The organism is Krasilnikovia sp. M28-CT-15 (genome assembly GCF_047159595.1).
Taxonomy (GTDB): domain Bacteria; phylum Actinomycetota; class Actinomycetes; order Mycobacteriales; family Micromonosporaceae; genus Actinoplanes.
In genome coordinates, this window is sequence record NZ_BAAGAK010000001.1 from 6,572,301 (window position 1) to 6,589,007 (window position 16,707).

Consider the following 16,707-nt stretch of genomic DNA (forward strand, 5'->3'; position numbering starts at 1 on the left):
TCAGCGGCGCTTGCGGCTTCGCATGATCAACACCACGATGAGGGCGATCGCCCCCACCACGAACAGGCAGCACAGCGCGGAGAAGCCGAAGAACCCGAAGCCGGAACGGCGTCGGCGGTACTTGACCGCCTCGACCGCCACGTCGGCGACCCCGTTGCTGGCGGCCCACGCATGCACGGGCACCACCAGCGTGAGGACCGCACCGGTCACCGCCGCGGTCAGCCGCGACCACCATGTCACTGCAGAAGACATGTGCTCATGGTGGCGCAGCCGCGCAACCGATGCGCGCGGAACCGCCGCCGGTCCGGCAGGGTAGGAGGCGGAACCCACCGGGAAAGGGAGCGGAATGGACGCTGATCTGGCGGCGCTGGCCGCGGCACACGGCGTGGCGACCTGGTACGAGGACTGGCACAGCGAACGCCGCGACGTCTCCCCGGCCACCGTGACCGCGGTGTTGGGCCTGCTCGGCGTGGACGCCCGTACCCCCGCAGCGATCGCCCGGGAACTGGCCGCGGTGCGCCGCGCCCGGCGGCAGCGGCGCCTGCCCGGCACGGTGGTGGTACGCCACGGGCGCACGTACCCGCTGGCGGCGCCCGCCACGATCGTCACCGAGGACGGCGGCCGGCGCACCGTGACCGGCATGGTCCCCGCCGACCTGCCGCTGGGCTGGCACACCATGAGCTGCGCCGGTCAGGAGGCCACCCTGGTCGTGGTCCCGGCGGCGCTGCCCGAGCCGCCGCAGACGTGGGGCTGGATGCTCCAGCTGTACGCGCTGCACTCGGCCGCGTCGTGGGGCATGGGTGACCTCGGCGACCTGGTGACCTTCATCCGGGAGGTCGCCCACGGCGCCGGGCTGGTCCTGCTCAACCCGCTGCACGCGCCGACCCCGACGCTGCCGGTGCCGGAGTCGCCGTACTTTCCGTCGAGCCGCCGCTTCGCCAACCCGCTGTACCTGCGGGTCGCCGACACACCGGAGTACCAGCGGGCGGACGACGCCCTGCGGTCCCGGGTGGACGCCCTGCGCCCGGCACCGGCCGGGGACGGCCTGATCGACTACAGCGCGGTGTGGCGGGCCAAGAGCGAGGCGCTGGAACTGCTCTGGCCGCTGGCCGGTGCGGTCGACGTGGACGCCGATCCCGGCCTGGCGGACTTCGCCACGTACTGCGCCCTGGCCGAGCGGCACGGCCCGGACTGGCGGCGGTGGCCCGCCGAGCTGCGCCGCCCGGACACCGCGGCGGTCGCGGCCGCCCGCGCCGAGCTGCGCGACCGGGTGGCGTTCCAGGTCTGGCTGCAGCGGCAGCTCGACACCCAGCTCGGCGCCGCCCGCGCGGCGGCCCGGGCGGCCGGGATGCCGGTCGGCATCGTGCACGACCTCGCGGTCGGGATCGACCCCGGCGGCGCCGACGCCTGGCTGTTGCAGGACGTGCTGGCCGACGGGGTGCACGCGGGCGCGCCACCGGACGCGTTCAACCAGCTCGGCCAGGACTGGGGGCTGGCCGCGTGGCGGCCGGACCGGCTGGTCGAGACGGGGTACGCGGCGTACCGGGACATGCTGCGCCGCATCTTCCGGCACGCCGGGGGCCTGCGGGTGGATCACGTGGCCGGGCTGTGGCGGCTGTGGTGGGTCCCGCCGGGCACGGGCCCAGCCGAGGGCACGTACGTGCGGTACGACCCGGACGCCATGCTGGGCATCCTGGCGCTGGAGGCGCACCGGGCCGGAGCCGTGGTCGTCGGCGAGGACCTGGGCACCGTGCTGCCGGAGGTCACCGCGGGCCTGGCCCGGATGAACATGCTGGGTTCGGCGGTGCTGTGGTTCACCCGCGACCGGGACGACCCGGACGGTGGCTACCTGCCCGCCGCCCGCTATCCGCGTAACGCGCTGGCCAGCGTGTCCACTCACGACCTGCCCACCGCCGCGGGTTTCCTGCGCGGGGAGCAGGTGCGGCTCCGTGCCGAGCTGGGCCTGCTGGCGGGGCCGGTGGCGCAGGAGGAACAGCAGGCCGCGGACGACCGGGCCCGGCTGCTGGCGGCATTGCGGGCCGAGGGGCTGGTCACCGCGGACAGCAGCCCCGGACAGATCGTCGAGGCGCTGCACGCGTTCCTGGCCCGGACCCCGTGCCGTCTGGTCACCGCGTCCCTGTACGACGTACTCGGCGAGCTGCGGCAGCCGAACCTGCCCGGCACCACGCGGGAGTATCCGAACTGGCGGATGCCGCTCGCCGCTAGCCTGGAGCAGATCCGCACCGACCCCCGGGTCCGGCGGGTGGCGCAGGTGCTCGGTGCGCCCCGGCCCACCGGCGAGCAGGAGAGGCGTAGCGCATGAGCTTCCTGGACAAGGCGAAGGAACTCGCCGACAAGCACGACAAGCTGGTCGACCAGGCGCTGGAGAAGGTCGGTGACGCGGTGGACGAGCGCACCGGCCACAAGTACACCGACCAGATCGAACGCGGCGTGGACGAGGCGCAGAAGCGTACCGGGGAGGGCGACACCCAGCCGTAGGGTCAGGTGTTCAGCGGCGGGGGCGGCGGGTCGTCGTCCACCGCGAACAGCATCGGGTGCACCGGCGGGGCGGGCTCCGGCGTGCGGCAGCGGACCGGCGGCAGCAGCGACGACCGGTGGGCCGGATGCTCCGCGCAGTGCCGCATCGCCCGGGTGACCGCGTCGGTGTGGTGGCGTCCGCCGCCGTACTCGCCGCAGTCGGCGCAGTCCCAGCGCCAGTAGCCGGGGCCTTCGTCCGACGCGTAGCGGCGGATCCGCAGCGGTGGGCTTACCGCGAGGGCCGGCACCGGTCCGTCGTCGACGATCGCGGCCTGCCGCTCGCCGACGATCCCCGTCGGCGCGTTGCCCGACATCGCTCACCCCCACCCCGGCCCGTCCACCCGACGGGCCCGCTGCGGTCAGTGTGGAACGCATCAGGCGCGCCAGATGACCGTTTTGCGCAAATCCACTTCACATTCACCCGCTCTGGTGCGCGGCAGCGGATCACGACCGCCCGCGCTGGCCGACGAGGTGACCGCCGCCGGACAGCGGCCGGGCAACCGGCATACTGCCTCGCGTGGCGCAGCGCAGGGGGTCGGAGCGGCGGGTCGCGACCGTCGGGTCGGGCCAGGCCGAGCTGGTGCCGGACCCTGACCGCCGGACCGGCTGGACGCTGATGCTGGACGGCACCCCGCAGTCGCATGTCGACCTGGCCGACCCGACACACCTCGAGTTCGAGTACGTGCGCCGCATCGGCGCGGCCCTGGACCTGCTGGCTCCGGCCGGACAGCCGCTGCGGGTGCTGCACCTGGGCGGCGGGGCGCTGACCCTGCCCCGGTACGTCGCGGCCACCCGCCCCGGCTCGGCGCAGCGCGTGGTGGAGGTCGACGGCCCCCTGGTGGAGCTGGTCCGCACCTGGCTGCCATGGCCGTCGTCCGCCCGGATCCGGGTACGTATCGGCGACGCCCGCGCGGAGCTCGCGGGCATGCGTCCCGGCGGGTACGACGTGGTGGTGCTGGACGTGTTCGCGGGCTCCCGCACCCCCGCGCATCTGGCCTCGGTGGAGTTCGCCCGGGAGATCGCCCGGGTGCTGGCCCCCACCGGCTTCCTCATCGCGAACGTGGCCGACGGCCCGCCGCTGCGCCACGCGCGCGCCCAGGTCGCCACGATCCGGTCGGTGCTGCCGCAGGCGTGCGTCACGGCCGACGCGGCGGTGCTGCGGGGGCGCCGCTTCGGCAATGTGGTGCTGCTGGCGGGGCGTACGCCGCCGCCGGTGCCGGAGTTGACCCGGCGGGTGGCCGGGGACTGGTTCCCGGGACGGGTGGAAACCGATCTGGACCGGTTCGCCGGGGGCGCCACCCCGGTGGGTGACGACGCGGCGGTGCCCTCCCCGGCGCCGCCGGACGGCCTGTTCCGTTTCCGCGCCTGAGAGAGGTACGGCCGGGGTCGCCCGAAAGTTCAACCTTCCGCCCCGCCCCGCGCCGAGGTTCCGTGATCCGGCAAAAGTCGGGGTCGCCCGCTTGTGGGCGGCTCGGGGCGCCGATGTAATCGAGGCGGCCCCGCCTCGGGGCCGTGGCCGCGATGCGGAGGGGGGCCGCCTTGTCCGTCTCACCCGATCCGGTGGACGTGTTCGCTCCGTTGCGCGGCGGTGAACGCGCCGTCTGGCGGGGCCGGGCCGCGGTCGCCGAGTACGCGTTCGACCGCGCCGCGGCGCTGCCGCGCTGGGCCGTGCCGGAGTCGACCGAGGTCCTGGTGACGGATCAGCGCCTGCGGTACGCGTACGCGTCGTCGGACTCCCCGGACGATCTGGAGGTCTCCTCGGGCGAGCTCCGCTGGCAGTGGCCGTGGCACGTACGGGTGCAGCCCGGCGCCCCGGGCACCGGACGGGCGGGGTCGACCAGCCAGGTCCAGCTGGTCTGCGCCGGGCCGGACGGCAGCTGGCCCGCGCTCGTGCTGGCGGGCGGGGACGTGGAGTCCGTGCGGGACGCCGACCGGCTGGCCAACGTGGTCCGCCAGGCCGTCGCCCGGTTCCGCATCGACCACGCGGACAAGCTGGGGCTGTCCACGCCGCAGGCGCGGCTGCTGTCCCGGCTGCTCATCGGCCCCGAGTTCAGCAACCGCGAGGGCGGCGCCGGGCAGACGGTGTCCTTGCCCGGCGCGCTGCCGGTGAACCGTCCGGCCCCGGAGCCGCAGTGCCCACCGCGGGCGGAGTCGCTGCGCCGGGCGACCGCTCGGTTCGCGGCGAACTCGGGTGCCGGGTGGTCTCGTCAGTCCGGGCCGCGTCGAGCTGTGCCGGGGTGACGAACAACGCGCCCGCCAGGTCGGCGCCGCGCAGATCCGCCCCACGCAGGTCAGCACCGGTGAGGTCGGCCGCCCGCAGGTCGGCGCCGCGCAGGTCGGCACCGATGAGCAGGGCACCGCGCAGATTCGCCCCGCGCAGGTCGGCTCCGGCCAGCCGACCGCCGATCAGGTTGGCGCCGCGGTGGTCGGGGCGCCGCCGCAGCCCGGCCCGGGCCGATTCGCTGGCCCGTTGCAGCAGCGGGTTGACCCGTCGCCGGTGGGCGTCGACGTCCAGCGTGGGCAGCTCGTCGGCGCTCAGTTCGGTGAGCCTGCGGGTCTCGGCGAGGGCGTCGCGGAGCCGGTCGTGCTGTCGCGCCGTGCCGGGCAGGCGCATCGCCTCGGTGAGCAGCCAGAGCAGCTCGTGCAGCTGGCGCATGACGGGCAGCGCCGCGAACATCGGCCCGGCCAGCTCCGGCTGAGCGCGCCAGTCCCTTCCGCCGAACGTGACCTGGGTGACCTGCTGGCCCGCGCCGAAGCAGTCGAACACCACGCACCCGCCGAAGCCGCGTTCCCGCAGGTGGTCGTGGATGCCGCAGCGGAAGTCGCCGCGCAGGTTGGGGCAGGGCCGTCCGGCGGGCTTGTCGATGGCGAAGTCCGACGACTTCGCGAACGCGGGCGCGACACAGCACAGGCCGGCGCAACGCGCACAGTCGGCGCGCAGGGACCGGTCCCCCGGTGGATCTTCAGACATGGCGGATACCACCGTAACAAGTCGCTGAACGTAACTAGCGACAATCACGTTGAGTCATGGCATTTAGGATAAACCGCCCCTGAGCCGCCACCCTTTTTGGTGACGCTTTTCCAGGTGAAGCCCGTACGGGCACCGCAGATCAGCCGAGCGGCCAGCAAGCAGAACCACCGAGATGTATGGCTACCCACAGTCAGACCAATACGCTTCGGCGACCAATCGCCCACGACGGCGGTCGCTGGCGCGCGCCTCCTGGCGCCCGGTCGCGAACCGCCGAAGGAGACAACTCCATGCGTTCTCGCGACACGTCGGTCAGGACCGACCGACGCGCCCGCCGCACCACCCTGGCCGCCTTCGCGGCCGCCACCTGCCTGGCCGCCGTGACGTTCAGTTCGCCCGCGCACGCGGCCACGGAGCCGACCATCTCGGCGCCTGCCTCGACGGTCGGCTTCTCGGAGATCACTATTACCGGCACGGCCACCCCCGGCGCCACGGTGACCCTGTACGAATCCGCGTACGTGTTCAACGACTTCTACGTCGCCATCAACTTTGACACCGGCGCTCCGCTGACCGCCACGGCATCCAGCTCGGGGGCGTTCACCATGCACCGGAACGTCGACAGCGGCTTCCTGTTCAAGGTCAAAGAGGGCGACCACACCGACTTCTCGAACACGGTGAAGGTTTCCGTACAGGTGATCCCGACGCTCACGTTGGCCTCGACGACGGACGGCACGGTATCCGTAGACGTCGCCGCGAATCCCAACCAGGATGGGCTCCACGTCCAGATCCAGCGCCAGTCCGGCGGTACCTGGACGAACGTCGCCGCTGGCGTCACCGACTTGGTCGGCGAGTACCACACCGTCCTGAGTAACCAGGGCGCCGGCACCTCGAAGACCTACCGGGCACACATCGACGAGGACCTGAGCACCGCGATCCTCCCGAACTTCTCGCCGGCTCAGACCATCAAGGTGTTCGGCACCTCGACGACGCCGGACCCGGATCCGACGCCGACCCCGACTCCGACGACTCCGACGACTCCGACGCCTCCGGCGCCGAAGCCGCCGGCGCCCAAGCCCCCGGTTCCGGCCGGGCCGAAGGCGGGCGACGTCCAGTTCACCCTGATCCAGTACCACGGCAAGGCTGGGCTGAACAACGAGTGGTTCCGGCTCACCAACAAGACGTCGAAGACGATCAACCTCAAGGGGTGGACCGTCCGGGACGCGTCCGGCAACACGTACACGTTCACCGGCTCGTACTCGCTGGGCGCGGGCAAGAACGTCTACGTGCGCACGGGTAAGGGCACCAACGGCAAGCCGAGCGTCAGGGACCGGTACTGGGGCAAGCGCGTCTACGTCTGGAACAACGGCGGCGACACCGCCACGCTGCGGTTCGGGACCAGGACCATCGACTCGTGCAAGTGGACTCGCGACCGCAAGGTCACGACCTGCTAACGAGCTGATATACGGCGGCTCCGGGTTCCCTGGGAATCCGGGGCCGCCGATGCATTTCCCGGCCCAGCTCACACTGCGTACCCTCAAGTCCCGCGGTCCGGCGTCGATGGACACCGTCAACAGGCGACGTCAGGGGGGAACGTGCGCAAGCCGAGGCAGCGCCTGGCCACCCCCGTGGTGGCCGCCGTGCTGGCGGGCGCCGTGCTCCAGCTGGTCCTGCCGCTGCTGTCCATCCGGACGGGCCTCGTGATCGCCAGCGTGCCGACCGCGGTCGCCGGATTCCTCGCCCCCTTCGGCTTTCTCCGGCAGGCGCGGGTCCGCACCGGGCGGGAAAGGGCCGGGTGGGGGCTGGGCATCGTCGGTTCCGTCCTGCTCGGCGCGTCCTACACCCTCTACACCGGGTACGCCCTGTTCGACCTCGCACCGGCCAAGCCGAACGTGGCCGACCTGCTCTCCGTGGCCTCCGCCACGGTGGCCCTGGTCGGGATCGCCCTGGCCGCGCCGCCGCTGCCCGGCGCGCTGGCGGGCACCACCCATGTGATCGACGTGGCCACGGTCGCGGGTTCCCTGTTCGCCCTGGTCTGGCAGTTCGTCATCGCGCCGGCCACGGCCACCCTGCCGCTGGGCAGCCGCCTGACCTTCGTGGTCACCTTGCTGCCGGAGATCATCGCGGCCGCGCTGGCCCTCACCCTCATGTCGCGCATCCAGGCCCGCGCCGACGGGCGCGCGTTGCACCTGCTGGCCGCCGCTATGGCGCTGTTTGCCCTGGCCGCCGTGGGCTCCACCCACAACTCGACCGAAGGCAAACCCTGGTACGCCATGGGCGTCGGCGCGCTGTACCTCACCGGTGGCCTGCTCGTTGCCCTGGCCAGCCGGAGCACCGTGGGCGCGGCGGACGCCTCCGGCCGCCGGGCGCTGGCCGGCTTCTGGACCGCGCTGCCGTACGTGCCGGTGGCGCTCGCCATCTGCGCCGTCAGCGGCCTGTACCTGCGTTCCGGGACGCTGAGCCCGGTGCTGGTCTGGGCGCTGCTGTGCAGCACCGGACTGGCGATGCTGCGCCAGTTCCTCAGCCTGCTCACCATCAAGCGGCTGCTCAGCGACCTCGACGAACAGCAGGAACGGCTGCGCCACGCCGCGCACCACGACGCGCTGACCGGCCTGCCGAACCGCACCGCGTTCCACGGCCGCGCTGCCGAGGAGTTGGCCGCCGCCGGCCCGGACGACCACACCGGCGTGCTGCTGGTCGACCTGGACGGTTTCAAGCCGGTCAACGACCAGCTCGGCCACGCTGCGGGCGACACCGTCCTGGTTGCCGTGGGCCACCGCCTGCCCGGCGCGCTGCGCGGCACCGACACCGCGGCCCGCCTCGGCGGCGACGAGTTCGCCGTGTTGCTGCCCGGCCTGAACGATCCGGCCGAGGCCGAGAGGATCGCCGCGCGCATCATCGGCCGGCTGGCCGCACCCGTGCCGACCGCGGACACGCAGGTCCGGGTCGGTGCCAGCGTCGGCATCACCACCGCGCAGGGGCCCGGACACGGTATCGACCGCCTGCTCCGGGAGGCCGACCACGCGCTGTATGCCGCCAAGGCGGCAGGCAAGAGCGTGGTACGCCGTTACGCCGCCGCCCCACGCCCGGAACCGGGATGGCCGATGTCGAGCGTGCCGTCGCCCCGAACCCCGGTCACGGAACAGGGCCAGCCCACCACCTGAACGCCCCGGCGTGGGCGGCCGCCTGCGGTTGGCCCCCGCGGGAGGTCAGCCGCCCGTGTAGGCGGCGTACGTCTGGGCCGCCTGCTTCCTGGCCCGCTCCGGGTCGGCCCCCGCCGCGATGTCGGCCTCCGCCCACGCCTCGCTGCTGAGCCGCATGAATTCCCGGCCCTCCGACGAGACGGTCCATGCCGCGATGGCTTCCGAGTCGCGCGGCGCACCGGGGTCGGCGAGATGGTTGGCCAGGCCGAGCAGACCCGAATCCCAGCCGACGCCGACCGCGCCCGGACCGTACTGGTCGGCGAACTCGTCCTCGACGTGGGCGACGTGTTCCAGCTCGAACCGGGTCCGGTCGGCGGTCTCCGGGGTGAGGCGGACCTCGATCCAGCTCACGTTGCCGCCGAATTCCCAGGTGGCCGCGTACGAGCGCGGCTTGTCGCAGCGGCTGATCGTGCCACCGGCCTGGCCCTCGAACTGGTAGTGCCCGCCCTCGCGGAGGTCGCCGGAGACCGGCAGGAACCAGCGCCCGATCCGCTCGGCGGTGGTGACCACCTCCCACAGGTCGTCGATGCCGGTGTCGTACACCTGGCTGATCGTGAGGACCCGGGCCTCACCGGCTTCCAGCACCCGGCTGCCCAGCGTGCGGCGCACGGCGCTGATCTGCTCTTTCGCGTCAATCATGAGTGACTCCAGGTACGTCGGATTCGGTCACGCGGGCTGCTCCGTCAGCCTCGCCGTCGCGCGGCGACGGGGCGCCGTGCGTCTGCTCGGCGGCCAGGCGACGCATGCGCTTGCCCCGGGCCACTTCCGTGGCCATCGCGGCGAGGTGTGGCGTCCAGAACCGGCGGAACGGTCCCAGCCAGGCGTCCACCTGCCGCAGCCCGGCGCCGTCCACCGTGTACAGCCGGCGGGCCCCGACCGCGCGCACGGTCGCGAATCCGTTGTCCCGCAACACGCGCAGGTGCTGGGACACGGCGGGCTGGGACACGCCGAACTCGGCCCGGATGACCTCCGTGACGGCGCCGGAGGTCTGCTCACCGTCGGCCAGCAGCTCCAGGATGCGCCGCCGGATGGGGTCGCCGAGCACGTCGAACGCATGCACCCGGCCAAGCTATCAGGCTAGCCGTATATAAGTCCAGAGTTAGGTATGGCGTGTCGCGACACCGTCCCCTAAGGACAAAAAAACGTTCGAAAAGTCAGACCAGAAAAGGCGGGTACGCGCGTGACAGCGCAGCAGAGCCGTAGCCGACCAAGTGGGCAGAAACCCCTCCTTAGCCGTGAACTGGTGGCTACAGTACCTGTGTCCACTCCCCCTGGATGGAGCCTGCCGATCACCGCATGCGGCAGGCGATTGTCTAGCGAAGGGAGCTAGAATGGCCAGGGCATCTCAATCAGCAGACGAAACACCCATTTCCCCCAACGGCCCCATTCTTCCGGGAATGAAACCGACCTCCGGGCCACCGCCGATCCTGGGAGGCGGAACAAACAACTCCGCAGGGCCGACAATCCTGACTCCGGAAGCGTCCGCCCCGCAGTCGCCGAACATGTACGCAGCCCCGCAGTCGCCTGTTCCCCCCGGCGCAACGCCGCCGCAGCCAGCGAATTCGGCAATGGCAACACCTCAGCCGATGTACGCCACGCGGCCGACGGTGACCGCCGCGCCGATCAGCCGGGATCGAATCGACGAATGCCTCGACAGCTCGAAGTACTGGGCCATCCGCCTGCCCCGGTACGCGAACGAGATGCAGCGAAAGTCCGACACCTACGCGCTCGCGGCGGCGTTCCTAAGCATGGTAACGGGCCTCACCATCTGGGGATTCCTGGCCGAGACGAATTCCTGGTGGGCACAGACCACGGCCTCCGGCGCCGCCTTCGCGGCCGCAGCCTGCGCCATCATCCCGAGGGTCAAGAACTACTCCGAAGCAGCCGGCAAAGCACGGCAACTGGCGACCCAGTACGGCACCATCAAGGGCCGATTGACGGACGCACAGGTATGGAGTTCCTCGAACATCGCCGAGGACACCGCGCTCCGGCAGGTCGTGGAGGATTTCGAGGCGATCAAGAGCGGCAAGGACTCGCTCGTCCCGTACCCGAAGCGGTACATCGAGGAGCGGCACCCGGAAGCCAAGGAATGACCGATCCCGCGCCGTCGTGGTGACTGACTCTGTCAGTCGGCTACCGAGGCACTGCTCCGGGAGATCAGTTCCAGAGCGAGGATTCCGCTGGCCATCGTCTGCGTCTCACCGGCGGTCTGACTGACCGTACGGGTTACCTCCGCGACCGCCGCGGACTGTTCCTCGATCGCGGCGGCGAGCGTGCTGTGGTGCGCCGACAAGGTGTTCATGCCGACGGCGATATCCGTCACCTGAGTGACGGCGGCGTCGACCTGGGCGCGTACCTCGGTCAGCGTCCGGTTGATGGAGTCCGCGTTCTCGCCGGACTGGCGAGCCAGTTCCTTGACCTCGTTCGCCACGACCGCGAAGCCCTTGCCGCTCTCCCCGGCGCGGGCCGACTCGATGGTGGCATTCAGCGCCAGCAGATTCGTCTGCTCGGCGATCGACTGGATGATGTCGCTGGCCGCCATGATCTGCGCGCTGGACGCTGCCAGCGCCTTGATCACCGTGGCCGCGTCGTCCGCCTGCCGCACCACCGAGACCGTGACCTCTTCGGTGGACTGGGCGGTACGCGACAGGTCCTGCAACGCGGTGGACATCTGCTCGGTCGCCGCGGCCGCGACCGCGGTGTTCTGGCTGACCTCACCGGCCGACTGGGCCAGCACGGCCGCCTGAGCCGCGACCTGCTGCTGCAGGTCGGCCTGCGCGGCCATCTGCGCGGCGGCGAGCTCGGCCCGCTGCCCCTCGGCCTGCTGCTGTTCGGTCAGCGTGCGCACCTGCAGCTCACTGACCTCAGCCTGCGCCCGCGCGACCTGAGCGGCACTATCGTCGAGCAGCCCGCGAAGCCAGTGCATCACCACGCAGAGCGTGGTCAGCAGCAGCCAGATCGCCAACGAGTGCCAGATCGCCGTCCACGGCGGGGAAAGCCGCCACTCCGTCACCAGGGTCTGCACCGCCATGATGGCCGACAGCGCCACCACGTCGCGGCGTTCGAGCGTGAACCCGGCCCAGACCAGGCCGACGGCCGAGTCCAGCAGGACCAGGTAGTAGGTCTCGGGAGCGGTGACCGCCCCGAAGCCGATCATCAGCACACCGACGTACGCCATGATCCGCAGCACCTGCGGCGGCACCCGGTCCCAGTTCACCCGCCACATCGCCGCCGCGATCACGCAGGCCATCAGCCCCCGGATCAGCAGGGAACCCCGGTAACCGTCGACATTGGACAGTCCGATGATCACGCCGGCCAGACCGGTGGGCAGGAACAGCCGCGGCAGCAACCTGCCGGAGATGGACCGGTCCTCGAGCGGACTGCGTCGTCCCGGGTTCCTGGCAGGGCCGTGCGTCATGCCCCTTCCGTCGGCAGCGCACATTGCGACCTGTGTCGTAGTCGTCGGCGTCACGGGCGCTGCGGCGCCCGTCCCGCCCAGTCGCCTGCCCTCCGGCGCCCTCGGTGCGGGGCGGCGATATGACAGACATTTTGGACCGCCGCCGGTGATCAGGATCCGTAGCCGGAGGACGCCGCGCCAGGCGGGCGGTAGAAGGAGATGGCCACCTCGGCCGCCGGTGCGCCAGGGGTCGCCCGGGCCGCGAACTCGCGCGCGAGCGCGTCCAGGCGGGCGGCGAATTCGGAGAACGTGGCGTCGTCGACCGGGACCCTGCGCACGTCGACCAGGCGCGGTGAGGGATCCGTCATGCGCGGGCCCGGGATGGCGCCACGGCTATGCGTGGGGTGCGACCGGTGGGCTCCGGCGGGGTCCGGCAGCTCGCCTTCCGCGTCGTCCGGCGGCGGTCCGGGCTCGGTGAGGGAGTCTTCCGGGTGACCCGTGGTCCACACCGGGGCCGGGAAGCGGCCCGTCCCGGTCCAGGTCAGTCCGGGCAGTGGCGCCGGAGCCGGCAGCGGCGGAGGGACCGCGGCCGCCGTGCTCACGTACACCGGGGTGGGCACGCCGTACACCGTGCGTGAGGCACCGACCCAGACCAGCCCGGCCTGTTCGAGCAGTTTGAGCTGGTAACTGACCACGCCACCGGGCAGAGCGAGCCTGGCGGCGAGCCCGGCCACGGTGGCGGGTCCGCTGCTCAGCAGCCCGAGAATCCGGTCACGTACGTCGCCCGTCATGCCGACATCCTCGTGGTCACCGGCATCGGAGTCCAAACCGTCCGGCGGTGCGGGGGTGAGGACGATCACGGAGAATCAGCTGGTGTTGCAGAAACCGGTGCTCGCCGGAACGCCCATCGGGTCACCGGCACCGCACTCGACCGCGCTGCCCTCGCCCTTCTTCCGCCACGTCCCGGTGCCCGCGTCGTACTTGAAGAAGAGCATGCCGTCGCCCTGCTGGTCGGGCGACGGCGCGACCGTGTCGGCGATGGCCCAGTTCTGCTTGCACTTGACCGAGGACGCGTCGAGTTTCCACCCGGCGGACAGCTTCGCCGCCTTCTGCAGGGTGGACGCGCTGACCGGGCACCCGCTCGCGGCGTGCGCGGGGCGGGAACCGGGTGATGACGGCCGCGCCGGGTCCGGGATGGTGGTGCTCGGCGACATCGCGGCCGGACGCGGCGCACCCGTGGCACCGCCCGTCGGCCGCGATGCGAACGGCGGCGACCCGGGTTGCTGGGCGAACGCCACGGGAACACCGATGGCCAGCACGGCCACGACCGCCGCGGAGGCCGACACGATCGCCCGGCGCCGGCCGATCCGACGCGACCGGCGCAGGGTCGGCTCGTAGAGGTCAGCGCTGCCGCCGTACTCGGCCAGTTCGGACATCGTCTGGCGCAGGCGGCTCAGATCGTCGCTCACCGGGCTGCCTCCTCCGTCGCCGCGGTCGAGATCAGGTCGGGAGCCACCGTACGCAGACGGGCCAGGGCCTTGCTGGTCTGGCTCTTGATCGTGCCGACGGAACACGACAGCAGCTCTGCGGCCTCGGCCTCCGAACGGTCCTCGAAGTACCGCAACACCAGGACGGCCCGCTGCCTACGGGTCAGCCGGCCCAGCGCCTGATGCAGGGCGACCTGCAGACTGACCCGGTCACTGTGGTCACCGGCCGGGTGCGCCGTGTCGGTCAGCTCACCGGGCAGCGACTCGGTGATCCGGCTACGCCGCCAGCGGCTGACGTGCAGGTGGTACATCGCGGTGCGCGTGTATGCCTCGAAATGCCCCTCGTCGGCGAGTCGGCGCGCCGCCCGATGGGTCCGCGCCAGCGCGTCCTGCACCAGATCCTCGGCCAGATGCCGGTCACCGGTCAGCAGGAAACCCGTACGTAGCAACGCAGGAGTGCGTGACCGGACGAACTCGCAGAAGTCGGCCTCGACTACCTCATTCACGCCGACCGCGACCTCCCGGACTGATGCCCGATACCGGGCGGACCGCGGCGACTCTAGCGAAGTCATGCCAACGGCCGCCCGGAAGGGCGCGTTCCGTTTCCGAACGGCAGAAGCCAATGCGCGCCGGAACGCCCTCACGAGTGCGATCCGGCCCTCGCCTTCGCGAGCCAGCTCGCCTCGTCCAGGTACTGCAGGAGGTCGTGCGCTGCCAGCTCAACCTCCTTGTGCCGCCACTCGGCGGCCCGGAACACGCATGCGATGAGCGCCGAGCGGTGGACCCGCCGGAAGTCGCCGTACACGAACGCGTACCTCGCCTTGGTGTGCTCCGTCGCGCCCTCCGTGAGCCCGACGTGCCACAGGGCGTACTCGTCCCAGCCGTGCGTGTCCAGGAACCTGTTCTGGTCCGCCGCGCGCGGCTGCACCTGGCCCCAGTCGCTGTTCAGGATGTACTGGCGTCTGTCGATGAGATGGCGGGCGTGGTCGACGGCAGCCTTGCCGACCGTGTACTTGGCCATGGACCTGCTGTTCCCGCGGCGGACTCCCACCAACCCTCGGCGTGCCCCCCGCCCACCCTGCCGCTGCACTACATTCACTCGCCATGACCCGACCGGAGTTACCGCGGCTCGTCGAGCAGACTCGGGCGCTTCTGTGGCTGCAGATGTCGTTGACGACGATCCTCTTGTTGATCATCACGTTGATGCTCTCGTTCCTCGCCCGCGTTCTGGGCGAGTCTCGCAGCGACGAGTTCCTCGCCATCTACCTGACGCTGTGGAGCACCCCGTTCCTGCTGGCGCTGTCGGGCTGGCAGTTCCGGCGCGGCCGGGCCATCGCCTGGATCCTCGCCGTCGTCACGCAGCTGACCATGCTGACGATCATCGTCGGGTGCATGTTCTTGGGCGTTTTCGTGGGTCTTGCCGCACTCATCCTGTTCACGATGGCGGCCTGGGTCCTGGCCAACCTGTTCCGCGCGGAGGTCCGCGGGTTCTTCTTCGCCTGACAACCCGCCCCCGGAATCGGCCGCGAAGGCGTACCTCATGCCCGTTCTGCCCGCTCCAGACCCGGCACTTGCTTGACTGAGGCGGTGGGCAACCGTGCGGGAGTCTCGGTGAGCATCAGCGCGGCGGCCGAGACCATCACGGGTGCCTTACTGCATGCGGTACCGGCCCGGCTGGTCCTCGCGGTCCTGGGCATGGTCTCCGAGCCACCCCGGTGCAACAGCACAACATTCCTGGATGACTGCGCATGGACCCGCATCGGGACGGGGCTGATCGGGGTCCTGGTGGCGGGACTGGTGCTTGGCGTCGTCTACCTCGTGCTGACGCTCACGGGCGTAGGCCTGCTCGTGGTCGCGGCATCCCGGTTGCGACGGATGCGTCAGCACCCGACGGGCCCACGCTGGCCCCTCAAGGAAGTCGCCATGGTGGGGGCGGGCTCCGCGCTGCTCGGCTCGACGGTGACCGGACTCGCGATCCTGACGGTGACCTATCTTCAATACAGCTGAAGACCAGTCACCACGCCGGCTGAGCACCGTCCGCGCCTGCTCACCCCACGGCCCGGAGTCCTCGCAGACCCCGCACGATGAGCCCCAGGAGATTTCGTCGCGGTGAAAGCGGGGCCTCCCGGGCGGCGAGGACGGCCCGCTTCGCGGCGAGCGCCTCGGTGTGCTCACCCTGGGCGGCGTGCAGCTCGGCCTTTTCCTGATATACCCGGACCAGAATTCGACGCAGGCCACGCTCGGTGCACTGCAGCTGTGCGGCGTCCAGGCTCGCCAGGGCCCGGCCGGTCGCGCCCAGCCCACGCTGGGCCCGGGCCAGAGTCAGCAGATACTCGGCCATCTCGTCGGCGTCGTTGGCCCCTGCACTCTTGTAGCGGGCGATGCACACCTGCATCGTCTGCTCAGCCTCCGCGTACTCGCCGTTGGCGATCTGGATCGCCCCGATCGTTTCCAGCGCATCCGCATCCAGGTGGTAGCCGCGCGCCGCGGCATGGCCCTGCATCCGCCGCGCAACCTCCCCGGCCCGCGGATAGGCACCGGCTTCGTACTCGGAGTAGGCCCAGTTGTTCAGCACCACGGTGAGCCGTTCCCACTCGAAAAGCTCCCGGGCCAGTTCCTCTGCGCGCCGGTAGGGTGGCCGCGCCGCGTCCATGTCGCCGTTCTCGGCCAGCGCATCGGCCAGCCGGAGACGGTGCCAGATCTGCATATGTACGGTGGCCGTCTCGTCGAGCAACTCGACCGCGCTCAGCGCGTGCCCGAGGGACCTGGCCGGGTTGCCGGACAGCCGCTCGATGCTCGCCCACACAAGGTGGGAACGCGCCTGCAATCGACGGTCGCCACGCTTACGAGCCCAGGCCTCGACGTCCTTGATCTGCCGGGCGGCTCCCGCGACGTCACCGGTGCGCCTGAGCATGTCGATCAAGCACAGCCGGGCCCGCATGAGCAGGGCCTCGTTGCCGAGAGTCTCCGCCCGCCGTTCGAGGTGCAGCGCGGTGGCGTACCCCGCGGCGGCGTCCACGATGACCCGGTCCTCCAGCGCGAGCAGGGCAGCCGACAGCTGCTCGGCGTCAGCCGCGCTGCGGTCCACCCCGGGTCGGTTCACCACAGGCTCATCGG

Annotated in this window: 19 protein-coding genes; 8 read left to right on the forward strand and 11 right to left on the reverse strand. The window is 71.5% G+C overall.

All coding sequences use genetic code 11. The annotated features are described in order from the left end of the window. On the reverse strand, positions 1 to 252 hold the full coding sequence (locus tag ACMCNO_RS30075; RefSeq protein WP_412752799.1) for a hypothetical protein: 252 nt from the start codon (positions 250 to 252) through the stop codon (positions 1 to 3). Between the two features lie 94 nt (positions 253 to 346). Between ACMCNO_RS30075 and malQ the strand changes: the two genes are divergently transcribed. Continuing rightward, positions 347 to 2,323, forward strand: a complete 1,977-nt coding sequence (gene malQ, locus ACMCNO_RS30080) for a 4-alpha-glucanotransferase (protein ID WP_412752800.1) — start codon at positions 347 to 349, stop codon at positions 2,321 to 2,323. Beyond that, positions 2,320 to 2,499 carry an antitoxin gene (locus tag ACMCNO_RS30085; RefSeq protein ID WP_412752801.1) on the forward strand — a complete coding sequence of 60 codons (180 nt, stop codon included), beginning with the start codon at positions 2,320 to 2,322 and terminating at the stop codon, positions 2,497 to 2,499. Before malQ ends, ACMCNO_RS30085 begins: the two co-directional genes overlap by 4 nt. 2 nt (positions 2,500 to 2,501) lie before the next feature. Here the strand turns inward: ACMCNO_RS30085 and ACMCNO_RS30090 are convergent, their stop codons facing one another. Beyond that, complete coding sequence (locus ACMCNO_RS30090; protein ID WP_412752802.1) at positions 2,502 to 2,852, reverse strand: hypothetical protein; 351 nt, start codon at positions 2,850 to 2,852, stop codon at positions 2,502 to 2,504. Positions 2,853 to 3,055: 203 nt separating this feature from the next. Here ACMCNO_RS30090 and ACMCNO_RS30095 point away from each other — a divergent pair, with 203 nt between their 5' ends. After that, positions 3,056 to 3,907: a spermidine synthase gene (locus tag ACMCNO_RS30095; protein ID WP_412752803.1), complete on the forward strand. Its 852-nt coding sequence runs from the start codon at positions 3,056 to 3,058 to the stop codon at positions 3,905 to 3,907. Positions 3,908 to 4,588: 681 nt separating this feature from the next. On the opposite strand, the gene ACMCNO_RS30100 is transcribed toward ACMCNO_RS30095, so the two are convergent. Further along, positions 4,589 to 5,509 (reverse strand): pentapeptide repeat-containing protein, encoded by a 921-nt coding sequence (locus tag ACMCNO_RS30100; protein WP_412752804.1) that lies wholly within the window; start codon positions 5,507 to 5,509, stop codon positions 4,589 to 4,591. A gap of 287 nt (positions 5,510 to 5,796) precedes the next feature. Between ACMCNO_RS30100 and ACMCNO_RS30105 the strand changes: the two genes are divergently transcribed. Then, positions 5,797 to 6,957 carry a lamin tail domain-containing protein gene (locus ACMCNO_RS30105; RefSeq protein ID WP_412752805.1) on the forward strand — a complete coding sequence of 387 codons (1,161 nt, stop codon included), beginning with the start codon at positions 5,797 to 5,799 and terminating at the stop codon, positions 6,955 to 6,957. A gap of 141 nt (positions 6,958 to 7,098) precedes the next feature. Next, positions 7,099 to 8,667, forward strand: a complete 1,569-nt coding sequence (locus tag ACMCNO_RS30110) for a diguanylate cyclase domain-containing protein (protein WP_412752806.1) — start codon at positions 7,099 to 7,101, stop codon at positions 8,665 to 8,667. Between the two features lie 45 nt (positions 8,668 to 8,712). Here the strand turns inward: ACMCNO_RS30110 and ACMCNO_RS30115 are convergent, their stop codons facing one another. Both ACMCNO_RS30115 and ACMCNO_RS30120 read right to left on the reverse strand, forming a co-directional pair. After that, entirely contained in the window at positions 8,713 to 9,345 is a 633-nt protein-coding gene (locus tag ACMCNO_RS30115; protein ID WP_412752807.1) for an SRPBCC family protein, read from the reverse strand. Further along, positions 9,338 to 9,766 (reverse strand): ArsR/SmtB family transcription factor, encoded by a 429-nt coding sequence (locus tag ACMCNO_RS30120; RefSeq protein ID WP_412752808.1) that lies wholly within the window; start codon positions 9,764 to 9,766, stop codon positions 9,338 to 9,340. Before ACMCNO_RS30120 ends, ACMCNO_RS30115 begins: the two co-directional genes overlap by 8 nt. A gap of 337 nt (positions 9,767 to 10,103) precedes the next feature. Here ACMCNO_RS30120 and ACMCNO_RS30125 point away from each other — a divergent pair, with 337 nt between their 5' ends. Continuing rightward, positions 10,104 to 10,799, forward strand: a complete 696-nt coding sequence (locus ACMCNO_RS30125) for a hypothetical protein (protein ID WP_412752809.1) — start codon at positions 10,104 to 10,106, stop codon at positions 10,797 to 10,799. Between the two features lie 32 nt (positions 10,800 to 10,831). Here the strand turns inward: ACMCNO_RS30125 and ACMCNO_RS30130 are convergent, their stop codons facing one another. The 5 genes from ACMCNO_RS30130 to ACMCNO_RS30150 all read right to left on the reverse strand — a co-directional run bounded on the left by ACMCNO_RS30130 (position 10,832) and on the right by ACMCNO_RS30150 (position 14,611). After that, entirely contained in the window at positions 10,832 to 12,124 is a 1,293-nt protein-coding gene (locus tag ACMCNO_RS30130) for a methyl-accepting chemotaxis protein (protein WP_412752810.1), read from the reverse strand. Positions 12,125 to 12,273: 149 nt separating this feature from the next. Continuing rightward, complete coding sequence (locus tag ACMCNO_RS30135; protein WP_412752811.1) at positions 12,274 to 12,894, reverse strand: helix-turn-helix domain-containing protein; 621 nt, start codon at positions 12,892 to 12,894, stop codon at positions 12,274 to 12,276. Positions 12,895 to 12,969: 75 nt separating this feature from the next. Then, entirely contained in the window at positions 12,970 to 13,572 is a 603-nt protein-coding gene (locus ACMCNO_RS30140; protein WP_412752812.1) for a hypothetical protein, read from the reverse strand. Then, positions 13,569 to 14,096: a SigE family RNA polymerase sigma factor gene (locus tag ACMCNO_RS30145; protein ID WP_412752813.1), complete on the reverse strand. Its 528-nt coding sequence runs from the start codon at positions 14,094 to 14,096 to the stop codon at positions 13,569 to 13,571. Before ACMCNO_RS30145 ends, ACMCNO_RS30140 begins: the two co-directional genes overlap by 4 nt. A gap of 134 nt (positions 14,097 to 14,230) precedes the next feature. After that, positions 14,231 to 14,611, reverse strand: a complete 381-nt coding sequence (locus ACMCNO_RS30150) for a hypothetical protein (RefSeq protein WP_412752814.1) — start codon at positions 14,609 to 14,611, stop codon at positions 14,231 to 14,233. Between the two features lie 83 nt (positions 14,612 to 14,694). Here ACMCNO_RS30150 and ACMCNO_RS30155 point away from each other — a divergent pair, with 83 nt between their 5' ends. Next, complete coding sequence (locus ACMCNO_RS30155; RefSeq protein ID WP_412752815.1) at positions 14,695 to 15,093, forward strand: hypothetical protein; 399 nt, start codon at positions 14,695 to 14,697, stop codon at positions 15,091 to 15,093. A gap of 108 nt (positions 15,094 to 15,201) precedes the next feature. Further along, entirely contained in the window at positions 15,202 to 15,597 is a 396-nt protein-coding gene (locus ACMCNO_RS30160; protein ID WP_412752816.1) for a hypothetical protein, read from the forward strand. Between the two features lie 40 nt (positions 15,598 to 15,637). Here the strand turns inward: ACMCNO_RS30160 and ACMCNO_RS30165 are convergent, their stop codons facing one another. Then, the gene (locus ACMCNO_RS30165) at positions 15,638 to 16,693 is read right to left on the reverse strand and encodes a hypothetical protein (RefSeq protein WP_412752817.1); all 1,056 of its coding nucleotides are present in this window, start codon (positions 16,691 to 16,693) and stop codon (positions 15,638 to 15,640) included. Between the last annotated feature and the right edge of the window lie 14 nt (positions 16,694 to 16,707).

Excerpts from the sequence above, each read along its gene's own strand:
- ACMCNO_RS30075 (WP_412752799.1), bottom strand. The coding sequence starts at position 252 with ATGTCTTCTGCAGTGACATGGTGGTCGCGGCTGACCGCGGCGGTGACC.
- malQ (WP_412752800.1), top strand. The coding sequence starts at position 347 with ATGGACGCTGATCTGGCGGCGCTGGCCGCGGCACACGGCGTGGCGACC.
- ACMCNO_RS30085 (WP_412752801.1), top strand. The coding sequence starts at position 2,320 with ATGAGCTTCCTGGACAAGGCGAAGGAACTCGCCGACAAGCACGACAAG.
- ACMCNO_RS30090 (WP_412752802.1), bottom strand. The coding sequence starts at position 2,852 with ATGTCGGGCAACGCGCCGACGGGGATCGTCGGCGAGCGGCAGGCCGCG.
- ACMCNO_RS30100 (WP_412752804.1), bottom strand. The coding sequence starts at position 5,509 with ATGTCTGAAGATCCACCGGGGGACCGGTCCCTGCGCGCCGACTGTGCG.
- ACMCNO_RS30105 (WP_412752805.1), top strand. The coding sequence starts at position 5,797 with ATGCGTTCTCGCGACACGTCGGTCAGGACCGACCGACGCGCCCGCCGC.
- ACMCNO_RS30115 (WP_412752807.1), bottom strand. The coding sequence starts at position 9,345 with ATGATTGACGCGAAAGAGCAGATCAGCGCCGTGCGCCGCACGCTGGGC.
- ACMCNO_RS30125 (WP_412752809.1), top strand. The coding sequence starts at position 10,104 with ATGAAACCGACCTCCGGGCCACCGCCGATCCTGGGAGGCGGAACAAAC.
- ACMCNO_RS30130 (WP_412752810.1), bottom strand. The coding sequence starts at position 12,124 with ATGACGCACGGCCCTGCCAGGAACCCGGGACGACGCAGTCCGCTCGAG.
- ACMCNO_RS30135 (WP_412752811.1), bottom strand. The coding sequence starts at position 12,894 with ATGACGGGCGACGTACGTGACCGGATTCTCGGGCTGCTGAGCAGCGGA.
- ACMCNO_RS30150 (WP_412752814.1), bottom strand. The coding sequence starts at position 14,611 with ATGGCCAAGTACACGGTCGGCAAGGCTGCCGTCGACCACGCCCGCCAT.
- ACMCNO_RS30155 (WP_412752815.1), top strand. The coding sequence starts at position 14,695 with ATGACCCGACCGGAGTTACCGCGGCTCGTCGAGCAGACTCGGGCGCTT.